This window comes from Candidatus Micrarchaeota archaeon, from assembly GCA_028866575.1.
GTDB lineage: Archaea > Micrarchaeota > Micrarchaeia > Micrarchaeales > Micrarchaeaceae > UBA12276.
The window spans coordinates 1-15603 of record JAGWHU010000013.1; the positions used below are offsets into that span (position 1 = coordinate 1).

A 15603-nucleotide genomic window follows, 5' to 3' on the forward strand; every position below is an offset into this window, starting at 1 on the left:
GGAGTATACCTTCTCGACAAATAATAAAATGAGAGAGAAGGAACTACTTCTGAAGGCGGTGGTGTACAACAGATTCTTGACGTAACTCTCGTCAATAGACAACTACTGAAAAGTGTGCCTAATTTTTCAGTAGTTATTGGACACAGGCGCAAATCAAGAGGGTATTTATATCTGGAAATGCGCATAATTAGTGTGATAACGTGTTTAAAAATATCAGGAGCAAGTCAAGAGAGATTCTGGGCGCCTACGCAAAAAACGGCGAGGCTGTCGCATATACTGCCGCTGTAGGCACAGCTGCAGTCACGGCAGCGCTGATGAAAAGGTATTCGGAGCCGCTCATGAAATTCGCATGGGATTATTCAATGCAAATGCAGAACAGGCAGATATTCAAGATGCCGCAGCACATGCATTACACATATAATTCAGGGGATGCAGTAGTGACAACAATCATAACGTCCCTTGCCGCTTCCTTTTACGCATACTACGCTGTGAAAAGGCATTTAAGATCCGGCAATGATTCAGATAAGAAATAATTAGATGCTCAACACATATACAAGATAATATTAGAAATTCTTAATATATATTGGAAAAGACAGATTTGCTCATTATTTGCACGTTATCAAATCATCTGCAGCGCCATATGGAACTATCATCCGTGAAAATCACCGCATTTGCAGCGCAAATGCGCGCTTTATTTTGTCGTCGGAATGCTTTCAAGATGGACTTTCCCCTGCTGGGATCCATAATTCCATCGAGATGGAATTGCTTAATTATTTTCCATTAAACTGAACCGAAAAGCGCCCTCCGAGGGAAAGCCATTATCTTGTTTGCTCTTTTCCAAACAATAATGCCCCTTTCACCAGAAGGCCCTATAATTCCATAAATGCGGAACCAAAGCTTTTTGAAGATTGCATTTTTATTCCGTTATAATGGAATGCGCAATTATGCGCTTCACAGGCACTGAAATTTCATTTATGCGAAATGAATAAATATCGCCTTAAATAATCTTGGAAATTCTAAGTCATTCTTACCATCTAAGCATAATGCCCCATGGCTTCTCATTGCATGCCCTAAATGTCCTGTCCATCTCCCTGCTCAATTGATCCATCTGTGCATCCGTTAGATTCGGCCTCTGGTCTTTGCTATCAAACCTGATGCTGAAATTGTAGTGCGGGCCGTCAGGATCCTTTCTTTCAGTCTCCAACCTTAGCGTGCCGCCAACTGCGGCATTGTTTTTTGACTGGAGTTCGAAGTGATCGGTGCATATGACAAACTTCCCTGATTTTCTTACCCCGATTGGGTTGTGCGCAACGCCTTTGCCGTTTCCGTTGCCTGTACTTGTCCCGAAAGCAAGAGTTGCCGCCAGGGCCAGTGCGCCAGCACCTGCGGTCGCATTTCTTTTAATGGCATTATATTTCTGCTTGAGCATCTTATCGCCTTACATTCTAAGATAATATTGGAAATTCTAAATGTATATCATTTGGCGTGATCATCAACAACGGATTTTACCATCAGCACCACCGTCCCGGTTTCTTTGTTCCAGTCATATCCTCATTTTAGGTATAATAACATATGTTCCACAAGCAACGGAAATCCCGAATGGCCCAATCATTTTATTGCGGGCATCGGCACCGCAATCTTCTCCCCAACAATTCTGCAGCTTTTCCTCTTCAGGTACCTGATCCCGGAAAGTATCCCTGCAAGGTCTATCCTGTCGTCCGCGATGAGTTCCTCGTCGCTGCATCCCTCATAGGGCACCAAGGGATCTACTAGCTTTATGCCGTCGCCTACCCCTACTATTATATTGCGCTGGTTTATGTCGCCGTGCCCTATGCCCTTTCTGTGCAGCACCGATACCGCTTCAAATGCGCCTTCAAGCAGCCTTATGTGCCTATCTGAATGGTCAAACGTCTTGTCGATTGTGACGCCTTTCACGTATTCGCTGAAATATCCGACGCATTTTGAATCCATCATCGTCAACGCTACCGGCATTGCGGTATTTTCCGGATTGCCTGTATGCATTTTGGACAGCTGGTGGAACTCGCGTATCAGCGGGCCATCGCCCCCGTTCCTTAGTATAATCCTTTCCTTGTCGAAAACCTGCCTGTAGGCGTCATGGGCATCGTTGCTTATGCACTTGAAGAATATCCTGCTGGCGTCATAGCCGAAATTGCTTAGCTGCGCGTCAAGCTCGCCTATCTGCTCGTGCCTGAGGAATGCCTTGAGCGCTCCTGGCCGCGAAAGCTTCACGGTTGGCACTTCTCTGGTTGTCAAGTTACTACCATTGGAATTGCATGTTCATGGCAAGCACAGTGCCGCTTACTGCCTGAGCGCGCAAGCCTTGAACGCCTTTCCTATCTCGTCGCTCAGCTGCTTCTTCTGCGAATCCGTAAGGTCCGGGCTCTGCTCCTTTCCATCGAATTTTCTGGTAAAACTGCATCCCGAGTTGCTGTCGTTTGCCTCCCTGGTTATCCTTATCAGGCCTAGCACGTCATGATGCCCCGCATCGGTGAGCTTGAAGTTGTCAGTGTATACGACAAGCTTTCCGTCATTTGACTGGCTTGTGCTTATGGTATTGTATGCGACGCTTCCTGCCGCATCGGTCTTCTTGGCGTGCTGTGCCGCAGTCATTGTCGCAGCCAGCGCCAGCGTTCCCACACCTATGGCAACTTTGCTTCTTGTTCTCATAATACCCCCTAATTAATTTTCACCATGCATGTTTATATAGTTTTTCGGCCAGTTTTGGCATGCCTCAGTTTTTTGCTCCCACGATCATCGCAGCAACTTCAATGACGTCGCAATTCTCACGTGCCTTTTGATGTGCGCCATTCCTTGATTGCGCATAGCGCGTTGGCCCTCTCCTTTTCCCTTGCAGATTCCCTTTCGTCCTGAACCGCATCCTTCACCAATTTCCTTATGAGCCTTTTTACTGACGGTTTCCTCAATCTCGCCAGGAACAGCTTCTCCATCTGCCTTATCCTGCTGTTGGAGTATGGCGGTATCCTCAACATGCCTGCCACTTCCTCCGCGCTGTGGACAATTCCGTCATCCATACCAAACCTCATCCTCAGTATATCATCGGATCTCAGCCTCAACGTGCCGTACCTGTCCGCCCCGTCCTTGATTATTGTATCGTGAAGCAGCAGCTTTAGCTCCTCCATCCTTTTGTCGTTGAACCTTATCTTCATGTGGTTCAGTTCTTCCTCCTTGAATATCTTCTCGAGAAACTTGCTCGGGACATCCCTGGAAATCCTCGGCATATTATCACATAAGTAAATCATTCTTTCCTCAAACCAACCTTGGAATATACTGTCTGCTTCTCATCCTTTGTTTGCGGAGTTGTCTTGAATCCTGTGGCCTTCGCGCACGCTCCCAATGTCTTAACCAGCTCGCTCTCCAATTCCCTTTTCTGAAGTTGGGAGAAGCTCTTTATGTGGTATGGGTTGTCGAGGAGTGCGGTGTACGGGCAGCCTTCAGTCGCAGTTGCGACCAGCACCCCCTTTATGCCGCCGCTCAGCTTTATCCTGTCGACAAAAACCTTGTTGTCTATGTTCTGCACTGTGTTGAACATTGCCTTGTTGCTGTTGCGGTTGTCTATGGCAATGAAGATCTCCGCGCATGTGACGGCAACTATGGAATATTCTATCGTCTTTCTGCCTATTTTCCTAAGGCTGATGTCGTATTTCCCATGCGTAGTTTTTTGCTTGCCATCCATCACATATCTCCACAATCTGATGTGTTTGATATAATATAAATAGATAGCTATTCTAAAATATTATTAGAAATTCTAACTGTTTGTTTACTGCCAAAATAAAAAGAGCGCGTTTCCAGGCAATGCCTGGACGCAACTTCACAATTAATTCCCGCCGATTACATGCTCCTTGATCTTAAGAACCTGTATCTCTTCCAGCCTTCGCCTGCCGCCCAGGTCGTTTATCTGCTCCCTTATTGCAGATACCTCAAGCATTACTGCGGGGGACCTTATGTAGTCGTTGCGCTTTCTCAGGAACCTTAGATACCTCTCTCCTGCATCGGCCCTGCTGCTGAGCCTTTCCAGTTTTTCATCCCTTGTTTCAGTAAATCCGCGCAGCAATGAGTTGTACTCTCTCTTTACCTTGTTCTTCAGTCCTTTCATCGTTGTCATTTTGTCGCCTTTAAAAAATCAATGCAATATGTGATTCCTTTCTATTACAATATATTATTATGCAAATAAATATAAATACATAACTCTTGAATCCGCTAATCGTCTAATAAAAATTACAATACATTATAATGTCAAAATCAATACATTATAATACAACCGTAAAGTATATAAAAACAGAGCGTCGGATCGGATTGCAGCGACTACCTTATCCTTTCCGAACTGAAGACGCGCATCCTTCCCGTCCTGATCAGGTTGTCCACAGACGCCTTTATCTCCGGGCTTGTCCGCTGCGCTGTGCCCTTCGCCGATAGCGCCTTTTCGTTTTCTATCAGCTTCCAGCGCGGCTCGATCCTGTTTTTCCCGTACAGGACATAATTCCAGTTGTTGAGCTTTTCGATGTTGCTGAGGTACGGGGTGTCACATGCTGCCAAAACCGCATTGTAGCTGCCGGGGCCCTGCCATCCGCTCCACTCGACGTATGTCTTTGCCCCTATGCCGAATATGGGTCTTGAATTGTCGCGTATTCCCAGATCATTTTTTAACTGGCTGGGGGTTAGGTTTAGGCCTTCTATCCTTTCCTTGTACAATACAGCACAGTTTGTCGACGTATCCAAGTATCTTGGATGATTGCCGTTGTGCGCTTCGGAGCATGCAAGGGAGGAAGCGATCGCCAATGTCGCAACCACTATGTTAGTCTTCCTTACCAGGTTGCTGAATCTGCCTGATGCATTTGCTTTAGATCTCTCCATGGCAAGACACCGTCAGGGAGCGCGTATTAATACTTGTAGCTGCCGTTGAAATAGCTGTGTTTCATGGCTATTTCGTTGTCGACCAGGTCCTTTTTGCGCTTGAGCGATACGTATTCGTAACCAACGACCAGCCCGCCCAATATGACAATTCCCTCTATAACGGAGCCCAGCTCCCTCTTCATCGCATCCGTTGCGGATTTCTCCACAACGCTCTGTATTGATGTGCTTGAAGTTACTGCAGCCTGAGGGGGTTCTGCATTTAATTTGAATACGGCACCGGAGCCTACGGTTAGCGCAGTAGCCAATACGACATTCGCGGCTACGCCCTTGGCTGTCCTCAATGCCTCCTTGATATTACTCTTTTTCTTTTCAATTGTTTTTTCCATCCGTACCACGTATGGTAATTATCTCTTATGGCTTTCCATATATAAATAGGTTTTGACCGAATTTACCCTATAAAAAGGTATGTTTTTTCTTTCTTCCGTCGCCGTCATTTCCTGAGCGCGCGTGCCAATATCCTCTGGTTGGTAAATGCATCAGGTTCACAGAAGCAGTAAGAAGAGGCACCCAACAGGCGCATGTGCTGGTAGTGCTTGAGGACTGTAATGTCCTTAGGCTCAAGTCCAGCGTCCTGCAGCGCACTTTTTACACCCTCTTCGTCGGTAGTCATCTTATCGAAATACTGTCCCTTGAAAACGGTCCCATAACGCGTTTTCATTTGAGTGTATCCGTCGCCCTTCTGCACATGCCAGTCCGTGTGCATCACGTCGAACGTAAGGGATCCGCCGATCTTCAATACCCTTCCGGCCTCGGTTATCGCCCTATCGAATTCCGCGCCCAACAGGGTGAACGTGTTTATAGAGGTTACAGAGTCAAAAGAGCAGTCCATGAAAGGCAGGCTTATCGAATCTGCCCTCACCAATTCAACGTTTTTCTCGTTTAATCTCGCATCCTTCAAAGGAGTCATTGCTATATCAAGCCCTACATACATCTTCGCGCCCCTATGGGATATTGATAGGCTCATGTCTCCGCATCCGATATCCAGGACTGTCTTGCCCGCAATGTCGCTGCACCTTATCAGATAGGATGGCTCCATCGTGCTTAGCACATACTGCTTCGAATACCATTGCGATTCCCAGTATCTGCTCATGCTCTCGCGTTCAGGCATTACTTTTGATTTATCAGCCATTATATCGCAGTTCTCATTATTTGGTTTTCTTATACGAGCGGCGCATCCCCATCCCATAATATGTTCTCCTCGGCGCATCTCTGCCTAGTATGTGACTTGGGGTGGTCTTCTCTTAGTAAGGCCATGAATTTCTCGTACTTTTCAGAACCAAGCTCCAACCTTATAGACTCTCTTTGTATCCCATGTGGCGTCCTCGTTAATATTGCGACGCGTATGCTATTTTCGTTTTTTCCATTCTTGTTTTTTTCCATTTTTTCACCTACCTAACATTATACCCACTGCGAATATCGAAGCTGAAGCAAATTTTTATTATAGGCCCTAGGGTTTCCAAATTCATGCACAAAACCTTTTGTTGATTTTAGATTTTATGCAGCTTATGCCTGCAAGAGAAGCAACAGGAGAAGCAACCTTATGTTTGATGACATTACGCCGTTGGCTGAAACCGTCGTTGAATAGTAATTAGCACATTCGGCGCCTGGCATACTGTACTATTCTAAGCATTAAATATTTAAACCTTCTGAGCGGGCCGGGCCCCATGACGTATGATCCGGAATCTCTTGCTCACCTTAGGATTATCCCTATGGGTTTGGAATCCTCTTCTCTCTTGAATTCCTTCCTGTCTAGGGTATCCAGGTACCTGACGCGCCCTATGTGGGCCAGCACATAACCCAAATACGCCCTCGCTGAAAACTTGAACTTTTCATGCTTGTCGTACGCGTATATCGCATCCCTCGCGTCTGTTTGCGGATCTAATCTCCCGCTTAGGAAATCGGGATGCTTCCTGAGGAGCTTCCTGGCTCCAACTACCCCTATGTTATATGCCATTACTGCGGACTTGACATCCCCTCCGAAGGCCTCAAGGTTGTCCTTGAGTATAGTGGCCCCTATCTTTATGTTTACATACGGGTCGAATATGCTCCTGCCCCTTGGTTTTATCGCCCTTATCAGTTTCCTGTTCAGCTGCAAGTCTATCTGCATCAGGCCGACATCGACGTATGACCTTCCATGGCTCCTTGTCCTGTCTACGGCCCTGGGATTGCCGAACGATTCGGAGAGCATGATCCCTGCAACTAAATAGGGATCGACCCCTACTTCCTTGCTTATGCCCTTTATCATGGGGAGCCATTTTGAAACCTGCAACTGCATTTCTGGAGCTTCCATCCTCTTAGGCCATATTACCTCTATCCTGTAATCGTCCAGTTTGTCGGCGTATTTTTCCATCGCTGGAGATATCTTTGGCAGGATGAACGGCATCTCATGGCCGATGCTGTCATTGAACCTTTGCATTGCCAGCATGCGTTCTATCCTGAGGTTGACGTATTTTGCCTGGCTCTCGAACGGAAGGCCGTCGGGAGATTGCCTTAGCTTCATTATTGCCGGCTGCCTTTCACGCATCAGGGTGGCATTGTCCGATCTTGGCACGTCGCTTACGGCCGTGCTGTTGAAAACCATGAGCGAGGCGGAGAGGAGAGTCGTCGACTTGCGCAACAGCCTTTTCGTCCATTTCCTGACATTTACGTCTGTCTTACCCACTCTAGGTTGCGTTTGCTCTGACATTTTATCACACTTGCAAGTTCTTGGAATTAACGTATTTGGTATGCCGGTACTGTCTCTTTTCCAATCCTCAGCATTTTTTCAAGCTGGTAGATTTCCATCATCTTGTCTATCTTCTTTCCATGATGCGCGCTCAGCACGTTCCTCACGGAGCAGCCTGTCATATCCTTCATGCCCGTCACTTCATCCCCAAGCCTTATCATGTTCATTATCATTGCATGGGATGCCGAAGGCGAGATTATGTGCGCAAGGGAGGCGCCCTGATGCATGACTTCAAGATATTTCTTTTCTTTTGACGCCTCAAACGCGAGCTCCTTATCGTGCAATACTTCGTGGAACAGGTTTTCAACGGAATTCTTCCCGTTTTGGGCGCTGTTTGCGCTCACCGCTTCCATGTAAAGCCTGTTGAGCCTCTCCTTGGGCTTTTCAAGACCCCTGGTAGTCATAGGATCACTCCAAATTTCCAGTCCGCCTCAGGAATTATTACAATATATTATTATAAATAGATTTCGTATAATCCCCTTGCACACGTGATGTGCGTAAAACGCGTTCCTATTTGTAAAGGAACCTTATTTCGGTGCCTGCGGTCATGTCGTTCGCCTTGGCAAATCCAGCCCTTGCCTCAAGGACGTAGTTGGCTTCCGATCGCGGCGTATAGACTATGCAGCTGTCCTGGCTGCTGCTGTACTCAATGCATGGTGTCGCATTGGCTATGTATACAACCTTTGCAGTGCCATCCGTGCTGCTGTAATTCAGCCATATTATGTCGAGTGGAGAATACGTGTCTTTCATCCAGAACGGGTATATGCCCGGGTTGTCGAAGCGGAACAGCATGAATGTGTCATTTGTGACCGTGGCGTTCATGAGTCCTGTGGCGCGCTCTGCCTCGGTGTAAGCATAAGAGGTTATGCGGTAGGTGTTCCCGTTCACCTGGAACGAAACCGGCCTTTGGCCCTGGTTATAAAATATATACGCTGCCGCAGCGGCAACAACTACGATTGCGGTTGCTGCAAATATATAGCTAGCCCTTTTCATCTATCTCCTTAGTTTGTTTCGTAATCCCCTTAATTCCGCTTTCCCTGCCTGCACGTATCTTGCAGCGTCATCTTTCAGCAGGCGTATGTCGGATACAACACCGCCGCCTATTATCACGCCCATGCCGAGCAATATCGGGGCCATTACGGCTACTGACGGCGCGTCAATTTTTGCTTCATTCCTCAGCAGCATGGTCGTGGCTGCTATAGCCGCAGCTGCGCCAACCGCCTTCCCGGTCATGTCCCATCTCCTCTCCACTCTGGTGTTATCTACTTCTACCATAAAATCACTTCTCAGGTTCTCGCACTTATATCGCCTTGCAAGGCTTTTAAATGATTATCCCTGGCTTCCGCTAATTGAATGTTTTCTAGCTGTAATCAAGCTTTGCGATTCTTCCGGATGCGAATATCCTTGGAGACAGCGCCCTTACGAGCATGAACGCGTCCCCTTCCTCAACGGGCAGCGCCTTCTCCAGCCTGACGGCAACCCTGTTTCCTCCTGCCTTTTCCACAGTAGCTGCCGAATACGAAAAGCCAACAGCTATGGAGTACATCTTCCCTTCCTCGACCGGCTCCTTTACGAATCCGCTGCCCTTCACTTCCAGCTCAAGGAGCTTCGCCGGCTTCACCTGCTTTGATGAGAGTATGTCCCCTTTCTGCATCTCCGCCGCGTCCATTCCCTTGAGCGCAAGGCCAACCCTCGTGCCTGCCGTTGCCTCCTTTACGTCCTCGTCCTGGCTCTGTATGGACCTGACTATTGCGGCCTTTCCGGAGCTGTGCTGCAATGAATCGTGCACCTTGATTGTGCCCCTTGTGACGATGCCTAGCGCCACGGTTCCCACGCCCATGACGTTGAACGCCTTGTCTATGTCGACCCTGCCTGCGCCTGCGTTTGCGGCATCCTTCTTGAACGAAGAGATCAAATCAAGCAGGTTCTCCCTGTCCGCAAACGCTATGTTCTCGAGGGTTATACCTGAAAGTATGTTGCTTATGTCGCTGTCCTTGGTGAATATGGTGCGCTTGTTCAGCAGCGCGGCCGCAACCAGCACCTCGCCGAAGAGCTTGTCTATGGACCTCGTGCTCACCACTATCTGATCTGCAAGAAGCAGCGCCTGGGGAAGCGCATGGAACTTTTCCTCAATGCTGGTCGGCATGAGCCCGACTATGTTGTTGCTTGCAAGCTTCCTGTTGTAAAAGGTTATGCTGTTCTCCGAGCCCTTCTTGCCTATATAGCTAGCGAGCTCCTCGTCAAGCGGTACAGCTATTATCGTGTTCATCCATTCCCCCGAAGCGCAGCGCGGTGCATAACCATAAGATATTTACGTTAGGATGACAATGATTATATACATACTGGTAATTCTATGGACAAGGAAATAGGACTTATAGGGCTTGGCAAGATGGGCAAGGGACTGGCCCAGAATCTGATGAGAAACGGATACAGGGTAATAGCAAGCAACAGGTCCCGGGAGCCGCTTGAGGAAATCGCGGGAAAGGGCGCGGTAAAGGCCCAGACGGTTGAGGATCTTGTAAGCAAGCTGAAGCCGAGAAGGCTCGTGTGGGTGATGCTGACTGCCGGAGAGCCAACGATAAGCATGATAAACCAGCTTGCTGAAAAGCTGGACAGTGGCGACATAGTCATTGACGGATCAAATTCCAATTACAAGGATTCCATGAACATGTACGATACGCTCAAGGAAAAAGGGATAAAGCTGGTTGATGCCGGGTGCAGCGGAGGGCCTTCAGGCGCACTCAACGGCCTTTCTACAATGTACGGCGGCGACGCAGATGTTTGCAAGGAGCTCGAGCCGCTCTTCAAGTCCATAAGCGTGGAGAACGGATCGCTTTATACCGGGCCCGCAGGCTCAGGCCACTTCGTGAAGATGGTGCACAACGCCATAGAATACGGCATGATGCAGTCCATTGCAGAGGGCCTTGAGCTGATAGAGATGGGGCCGTACAAGGACCTCAATCTTGCTGCTATATGCGACTTATGGGACAACGGCTCAGTTATAAGGGGCTATTTAATAGAATTGGCCTCAAGGGCGCTCAAGAAGGACAGGCACCTCTCGGGAATAGAGCCTTACGTGAACGACACCGGCGAGGGCAGATGGTCGATAGAGGCAGCGATAGAGCACGACGTGCCTTTCTCAGTCATATCGCAGTCGCTGTTCGAGAGGTTCAGGTCAAGATCCGAGGTCAGGTTCGGGAACAGGATGCTTGCGGCGCTGAGGCATGAATTCGGCGGCCACGACATAAAGGAGGCAAAGTAGGCCCTAAAAACGCTCTTGAGGGTTGGATTCCCTCCTGGGGCTAATGTTCAATTTCTTATAGGGATTTGGATTAGTCTTGTGGTTTCTGAATTGATTTTATATAAGAAAGCCCACGATTCTGTGGCTTTCTCTAAAACTACCCAACCATATATTTGTCTTGTAAATCTTTATGCTTATTTAATTCAATAACAGCTTCTTTACTTACAGAAGCCCAAACTTCATCGCCAACTTTTTGTTGATTAAAACAACCAATTGCCGTTTCCCTAAGTACGCCTATTACCCTCCTTCTATCCTCCTCAGTTCTGAATTTGAGAACAAAAACTTCTCTACCAGGATCTGTGCCGTCTCTCAGTTTTGGATTGTATACCTTTTTTTGTTTTGTTCCATCCATAAAATCATCAAACATGATTTAATTATATGCTGCTTTAAAATACTTAGACCTTTGCTTTTTTTTCTCATATTTGTATTCGATATATGTTTATTCAGATTTATGCAGAAGGTGTTCAAGAAATTCTTTACTAAAAGAGGGTTCACTTATGAAGGTAACTTCGCTTTGTTCGAATACTATTATTTCTTGTTTAGCACCTCTATCTATTGCACGAACATGCAGGTTTTCCATTAGTTCAGTAAAGTAATCTATTACTGTCTTATTTCGTTGACCGTATATCTCATAAAGTGTATGTTCATTCACGATTACATTATTTGTTAAATCATTTTTCCATTTTCCTCTCTTTAAAGGTTTTCTTATGATTTCCGGTCCTCCTAACCCTTCAAAATCTTTCAGAAATAGCTCTTCAAGTTCATCTAAATCTTTTTGTATGAAAACAGATTTTGATCCCTCTTCTCCTATAACACTCTCACGCATTGGAATTAATAGAATGAGTTTATGATGATGGTCTCTAAAATTGGGTTTTAAACGCTCCCTATCATATTTGTCTGATGGCCTTAATGGTCTAAGCATGCTGTTATTTTTCTCTGAAGTAGGCACTTTATCACATCAAAATAATGAAATTTATAATATATAAACCTTTAGAGGCACTTACAGAGAGAAACTCTAAAGAGATTCAGACATCGCGTATGAAAAATCTCATGTACGAAAATGGGTTAATTCTGCACCACTCTAATCTGTTTTCTTATAAGAAATCCTAAAGTTGTTAAATTCAGGTAAGGGCTTTACAGTCCAAGGGTAAAATAACCTCCTGGGGCTCACGAGGGCTTAGTACCCTCAATGCCATTTCCTTCGCATTGGCATAAAGAATGCATAAATTGATTTTGACACGCTAAAATGGTGCCATACTAAAGAAAAGCAGCAGCTAATTCCTTGCCTCCTCGCTTACCTTCTTTGAGTAGTGCGACTTTACGTAATCTTCCAGGCGCCTCTTGAACTCCTGAGGCGCATCCGATGCCTTGACGGATGCGGCTTGCCTGCCGTCCTCGTATATTATGCACGAGGGGTTCTCCCCTGTTCCCGGAAGCGATATGCCTATGTTCGCCCTCTTGCTCTCCCCCGGGCCGTTTACCACGCATCCCATTACCGCGACTTTCATCTCCTCAACTCCCGAATAGCCGCTGCTCTTCCATTCGGGCATCTTTTCCTGCAGATAACCGGTAAGCTCCTGTGCCATCTCCTGGAATACCGTTGAGGTTGTCCTCCCGCAGCCAGGGCAGCTTGACACCAACGGGGAGAAGTGCCTTATGTCAAGAGACTGGAGTATCTGCCTTGCGACTATCACCTCCTCAGACCTGCTCGATCCTGGTGTCGGCGTCAACGATACCCTTATCGTGTCGCCTATGCCCTTTGTAAGGAGCAATGCGAGCGCGGCGCTGGATGCTGCTACCCCTTTGCTTCCAAGTCCCGCTTCGGTAAGCCCCACATGGAGCGGCTGCTCTATCCTTTCGGCTAGCATGTCGTATGCCCTTACCATCTGCGGCACCTCCGATATCTTGGTGCTCACTATTATCCTGTCGGGCTCAACTCCGTACTCTATGGCCTTGTTGACAGATTGCACCGCGCTTTCGACTACCGCATCTACGGTTATGTCATCGGCGCTCTTGGGGTTCTTGCTTCTTGTGTTGTCGTCCATGAGCTTCGTTAGTACCGTCTGGTCAAGCGAGCCCCAGTTGACGCCTATCCTCACCGGCTTGCCGTAGTCCTTTGCGACGTCCAGTATTGCCTTGAAGTTGTCATCGTGCTTTTCCCCGAATCCAACGTTCCCGGGGTTTATCCTGTACTTGTCAAGCGCATCCGCGCATTCCGGCACCTCCTTGAGCAGCTGGTGGCCGTTGTAGTGAAAATCCCCAATAAGCGGTATGCTGTATCCCAAGTCGTCAAGCTCCTTCCTTATGCCCTTTACGGCCTTTGCCATCCGCAGGTTCTGCACCGTGAACCTCACCAGCTCCGAGCCAGCCTTGTATAGCTCTATTATCTGCGCAACAGTGGTATTCACGTCCCCTGTATCTGTGTTGGTCATGCTCTGCACGGCAACAGGGTGCTGCGAGCCTATGTACATGTCCCTGACCCTCACCTGCAGGCTCCTCCTCCTAGGGAGCCAGTTGGATTCCCCCGGTTTCTGCATCTCAAGAATCATAACATCAACCCTTTTCCTGCACTCTGTAAAGCTCGTAGGGCATGGTGAACTTCATGTTCTCCCTTATTACTTCGAGCTCCTGCACGGCAGCACCCTCATTCCTGAACCTGTCGGCCATCTCCTGCACTATGTGCTCCGGTGCGCTCGCCCCTGCCGATATGCCAAGTACTTTCTTGCCCTCGAGCCATTCCTCCTTTATCTCGCTGCCGTTGTCTATGAGGTAGGCGTCTATCCCAGCCATCTTTGCGGTGTCTACAAGCCTGTTCGAATTGGAGGAGTTCCTGCTTCCGACTACCAGTATTATGTCGCACTGCTTTGCCGCCTGCTTTATTGCGGCCTGCCTGTTGGTAGTGGCATAGCATATGTCGTCCGACGGCGGCGCCTTTATCCCCTTGAATCTGCCCTTCAGCGCCGCTATCACAGCCCTGCATTCGTCTATGGAAAGCGTTGTCTGCGTAAGGTATACCAGCTTATCAGGGTCCTTCGGATTCAATTTTGCAACCTCATCCGGCGTCTCCACTATCTGCGTGATGTCGGGCCTTATGCCCATGACCCCTACCGCTTCCGGATGGCCCCTGTGGCCTATGTATATTATCTCCTTGCCCTCCCTTGCGAACCTCTCGACCTCTATGTGTATCTTTGTCACAAGCGGGCATGTTGCGTCTATCGTGGTAAGATTCCTGGATTTCGCCTGCTCCCTGACCTTGGGCGCTATCCCGTGCGCCGAAAATATGCATATGCTCCCTTCCGGTATCTCGGACACCTCTTCCACGAATATCGCGCCCTTGGAGCGGAGCGCGTCGCACACCGTCTTGTTGTGGACTATCTCATGCTTCACGTATATCGGCGCGCCGAAGGCTGCAAGAGCCTCCTCGACCGTGTTTACGGCACGGTCCACTCCCGCGCAGAACCCGCGCGGCCCTATGAGCAGAACCTTCTCTACCAAATCATTCCCCCATTACCTGCAGTATTACCTTCCTTTTCCTCTTTATTATGTCGAAATCAAGCACGACTATGTCCTGGTCCCTGTCCAGCATCAGCTTCCCGTCCTTCAGCGGCACGGTTATGCTCGGCCCCAGAAGCGCCGATCTCACGTGGCTCTTGCCGTTGTTGTCAGCGCCTATGCCGTTTATGTCCGCCACGCTCCTGTGGTGCAGGTAATCTGCGCCAGAGGGCGCAAGCCTTTCAAGCGCCTCGTGCATCTCCTTCAGGCTCCTGGGCTCGTGCTTCATTGTGCTTATGCTTGCGGTTGAGCAGCCTATGAAGACCGTTGCTATTCCGTTCCTTATCCTGCTGGAGTCTATCGACTTCTGCACGTCCTTGGTTATGTCTATTATGTAAAGGTCCTCCACCGGCTTCTCGAAATATAGTTCCACTGTCTTTACGGTCATGAAAGCACCTCCTATTCGCCCATTATCTGAACGACTACCTTCTTCGGCTTCTCCATTCCGTCGAAGTCTATCATGAATATCTGCTGCCATTTGCCTATTATTATCCGGTTGTCCTTGAAGGGTATGGTTATTCCCGGCCCTACGATTGACGGCCTTACGTCGCTGTGCTTCTCACCTGGGCTGTGCGCCTTGGACGGCGCGATCCTCTCAAATGCTGCCTTGACGTCGGTTATGTTCCCTATCTCGTTGTCAAGGGTCGTTATGCACACGTTCGGGTCGGTGCTGTGTATCGTCGCTATCCCGTCCTTCATCTTTGAGTCTACTACTGAGTGCTCTACGGGGCGCGTTATGTCAACGAAGCCCATTCCGTTTGTGTCCTTCTTGAAATGCAGTTCAACGGTCTTTATTTTCATACTAACACTAGAAGAGGATACAGATTAGATGGTTATTATACCTATCATTCGGGTACGTCAATGGGCGAATCGCACTGCGTTGGTATGCGTACTTTTGCACAGGGAAAGAGCGTTTTGGCAATCGGCTCTGTAGAATTCCTCTAATCTAAGTCCGAACCAAAGAGTTTTACGTCTCTGGTTCGGTTGGTCATAGACCATTATGACCAGTAATAGTAGAGAATCGAAGTATAAAGTATTTACAGAAATTGGATTCAGGGAATCCAAACGTGTC

At 48.1% G+C, this 15603-nt stretch carries 23 protein-coding genes; 2 read left to right on the plus strand and 21 right to left on the minus strand.

Annotation, left to right across the window (positions count from 1 at the left end; translation table 11 throughout):
- Positions 1-200 precede the first annotated feature (200 nt).
- A complete protein-coding gene (locus tag KGI06_05560) occupies positions 201-533 on the plus strand; it encodes a hypothetical protein (GenBank protein ID MDE1871675.1) in 333 nt (110 codons plus the stop codon).
- A gap of 494 nt (positions 534-1027) precedes the next feature.
- On the opposite strand, the gene KGI06_05565 is transcribed toward KGI06_05560, so the two are convergent.
- From KGI06_05565 to KGI06_05635, 15 genes are all read right to left on the minus strand, one after another.
- A complete protein-coding gene (locus KGI06_05565; protein MDE1871676.1) occupies positions 1028-1429 on the minus strand; it encodes a hypothetical protein in 402 nt (133 codons plus the stop codon).
- Between the two features lie 179 nt (positions 1430-1608).
- Complete coding sequence (locus KGI06_05570) at positions 1609-2274, minus strand: hypothetical protein (GenBank protein MDE1871677.1); 666 nt, start codon at positions 2272-2274, stop codon at positions 1609-1611.
- A 45-nt stretch (positions 2275-2319) separates the two neighbouring features.
- Positions 2320-2688, minus strand: a complete 369-nt coding sequence (locus tag KGI06_05575; protein MDE1871678.1) for a hypothetical protein — start codon at positions 2686-2688, stop codon at positions 2320-2322.
- Positions 2689-2804: 116 nt separating this feature from the next.
- Positions 2805-3260 (minus strand): hypothetical protein, encoded by a 456-nt coding sequence (locus KGI06_05580; protein ID MDE1871679.1) that lies wholly within the window; start codon positions 3258-3260, stop codon positions 2805-2807.
- Between the two features lie 17 nt (positions 3261-3277).
- Positions 3278-3715, minus strand: coding sequence for a hypothetical protein (locus KGI06_05585; GenBank protein ID MDE1871680.1), 438 nt, complete (start codon positions 3713-3715; stop codon positions 3278-3280).
- Between the two features lie 141 nt (positions 3716-3856).
- A complete protein-coding gene (locus tag KGI06_05590) occupies positions 3857-4144 on the minus strand; it encodes a hypothetical protein (protein ID MDE1871681.1) in 288 nt (95 codons plus the stop codon).
- 200 nt (positions 4145-4344) lie between these two features.
- A complete protein-coding gene (locus KGI06_05595) occupies positions 4345-4893 on the minus strand; it encodes a hypothetical protein (protein ID MDE1871682.1) in 549 nt (182 codons plus the stop codon).
- 26 nt (positions 4894-4919) lie between these two features.
- Positions 4920-5279 carry a hypothetical protein gene (locus KGI06_05600; protein ID MDE1871683.1) on the minus strand — a complete coding sequence of 120 codons (360 nt, stop codon included), beginning with the start codon at positions 5277-5279 and terminating at the stop codon, positions 4920-4922.
- Between the two features lie 104 nt (positions 5280-5383).
- Positions 5384-6082 (minus strand): class I SAM-dependent methyltransferase, encoded by a 699-nt coding sequence (locus KGI06_05605; protein MDE1871684.1) that lies wholly within the window; start codon positions 6080-6082, stop codon positions 5384-5386.
- 29 nt (positions 6083-6111) lie between these two features.
- A complete protein-coding gene (locus KGI06_05610; protein ID MDE1871685.1) occupies positions 6112-6333 on the minus strand; it encodes a hypothetical protein in 222 nt (73 codons plus the stop codon).
- Positions 6334-6643: 310 nt separating this feature from the next.
- Positions 6644-7639 (minus strand): lytic transglycosylase domain-containing protein, encoded by a 996-nt coding sequence (locus tag KGI06_05615; protein ID MDE1871686.1) that lies wholly within the window; start codon positions 7637-7639, stop codon positions 6644-6646.
- A 26-nt stretch (positions 7640-7665) separates the two neighbouring features.
- Positions 7666-8082 (minus strand): hypothetical protein, encoded by a 417-nt coding sequence (locus tag KGI06_05620; protein MDE1871687.1) that lies wholly within the window; start codon positions 8080-8082, stop codon positions 7666-7668.
- Between the two features lie 106 nt (positions 8083-8188).
- Complete coding sequence (locus tag KGI06_05625) at positions 8189-8671, minus strand: DUF192 domain-containing protein (GenBank protein ID MDE1871688.1); 483 nt, start codon at positions 8669-8671, stop codon at positions 8189-8191.
- Positions 8672-8953, minus strand: coding sequence for a hypothetical protein (locus KGI06_05630; GenBank protein MDE1871689.1), 282 nt, complete (start codon positions 8951-8953; stop codon positions 8672-8674). It lies immediately after the preceding gene.
- An 85-nt stretch (positions 8954-9038) separates the two neighbouring features.
- Positions 9039-9947, minus strand: a complete 909-nt coding sequence (locus KGI06_05635) for a hypothetical protein (GenBank protein ID MDE1871690.1) — start codon at positions 9945-9947, stop codon at positions 9039-9041.
- 84 nt (positions 9948-10031) lie between these two features.
- Here KGI06_05635 and gnd point away from each other — a divergent pair, with 84 nt between their 5' ends.
- The gene (gene gnd / locus KGI06_05640; GenBank protein MDE1871691.1) at positions 10032-10940 is read left to right on the plus strand and encodes a decarboxylating 6-phosphogluconate dehydrogenase; all 909 of its coding nucleotides are present in this window, start codon (positions 10032-10034) and stop codon (positions 10938-10940) included.
- Positions 10941-11076: 136 nt separating this feature from the next.
- Here the strand turns inward: gnd and KGI06_05645 are convergent, their stop codons facing one another.
- From KGI06_05645 to KGI06_05670, 6 genes are all read right to left on the minus strand, one after another.
- Positions 11077-11331 carry a hypothetical protein gene (locus tag KGI06_05645; GenBank protein ID MDE1871692.1) on the minus strand — a complete coding sequence of 85 codons (255 nt, stop codon included), beginning with the start codon at positions 11329-11331 and terminating at the stop codon, positions 11077-11079.
- A gap of 87 nt (positions 11332-11418) precedes the next feature.
- A complete protein-coding gene (locus KGI06_05650) occupies positions 11419-11928 on the minus strand; it encodes a hypothetical protein (protein ID MDE1871693.1) in 510 nt (169 codons plus the stop codon).
- A gap of 325 nt (positions 11929-12253) precedes the next feature.
- On the minus strand, positions 12254-13516 hold the full coding sequence (gene ispG / locus KGI06_05655) for a flavodoxin-dependent (E)-4-hydroxy-3-methylbut-2-enyl-diphosphate synthase (protein MDE1871694.1): 1263 nt from the start codon (positions 13514-13516) through the stop codon (positions 12254-12256).
- A 16-nt stretch (positions 13517-13532) separates the two neighbouring features.
- On the minus strand, positions 13533-14474 hold the full coding sequence (gene ispH / locus KGI06_05660) for a 4-hydroxy-3-methylbut-2-enyl diphosphate reductase (protein ID MDE1871695.1): 942 nt from the start codon (positions 14472-14474) through the stop codon (positions 13533-13535).
- A gap of 1 nt (position 14475) precedes the next feature.
- Positions 14476-14919 (minus strand): secondary thiamine-phosphate synthase enzyme YjbQ, encoded by a 444-nt coding sequence (locus KGI06_05665; GenBank protein MDE1871696.1) that lies wholly within the window; start codon positions 14917-14919, stop codon positions 14476-14478.
- 11 nt (positions 14920-14930) lie between these two features.
- Positions 14931-15332 carry a YjbQ family protein gene (locus KGI06_05670; protein ID MDE1871697.1) on the minus strand — a complete coding sequence of 134 codons (402 nt, stop codon included), beginning with the start codon at positions 15330-15332 and terminating at the stop codon, positions 14931-14933.
- Positions 15333-15603: the final 271 nt, after the last annotated feature.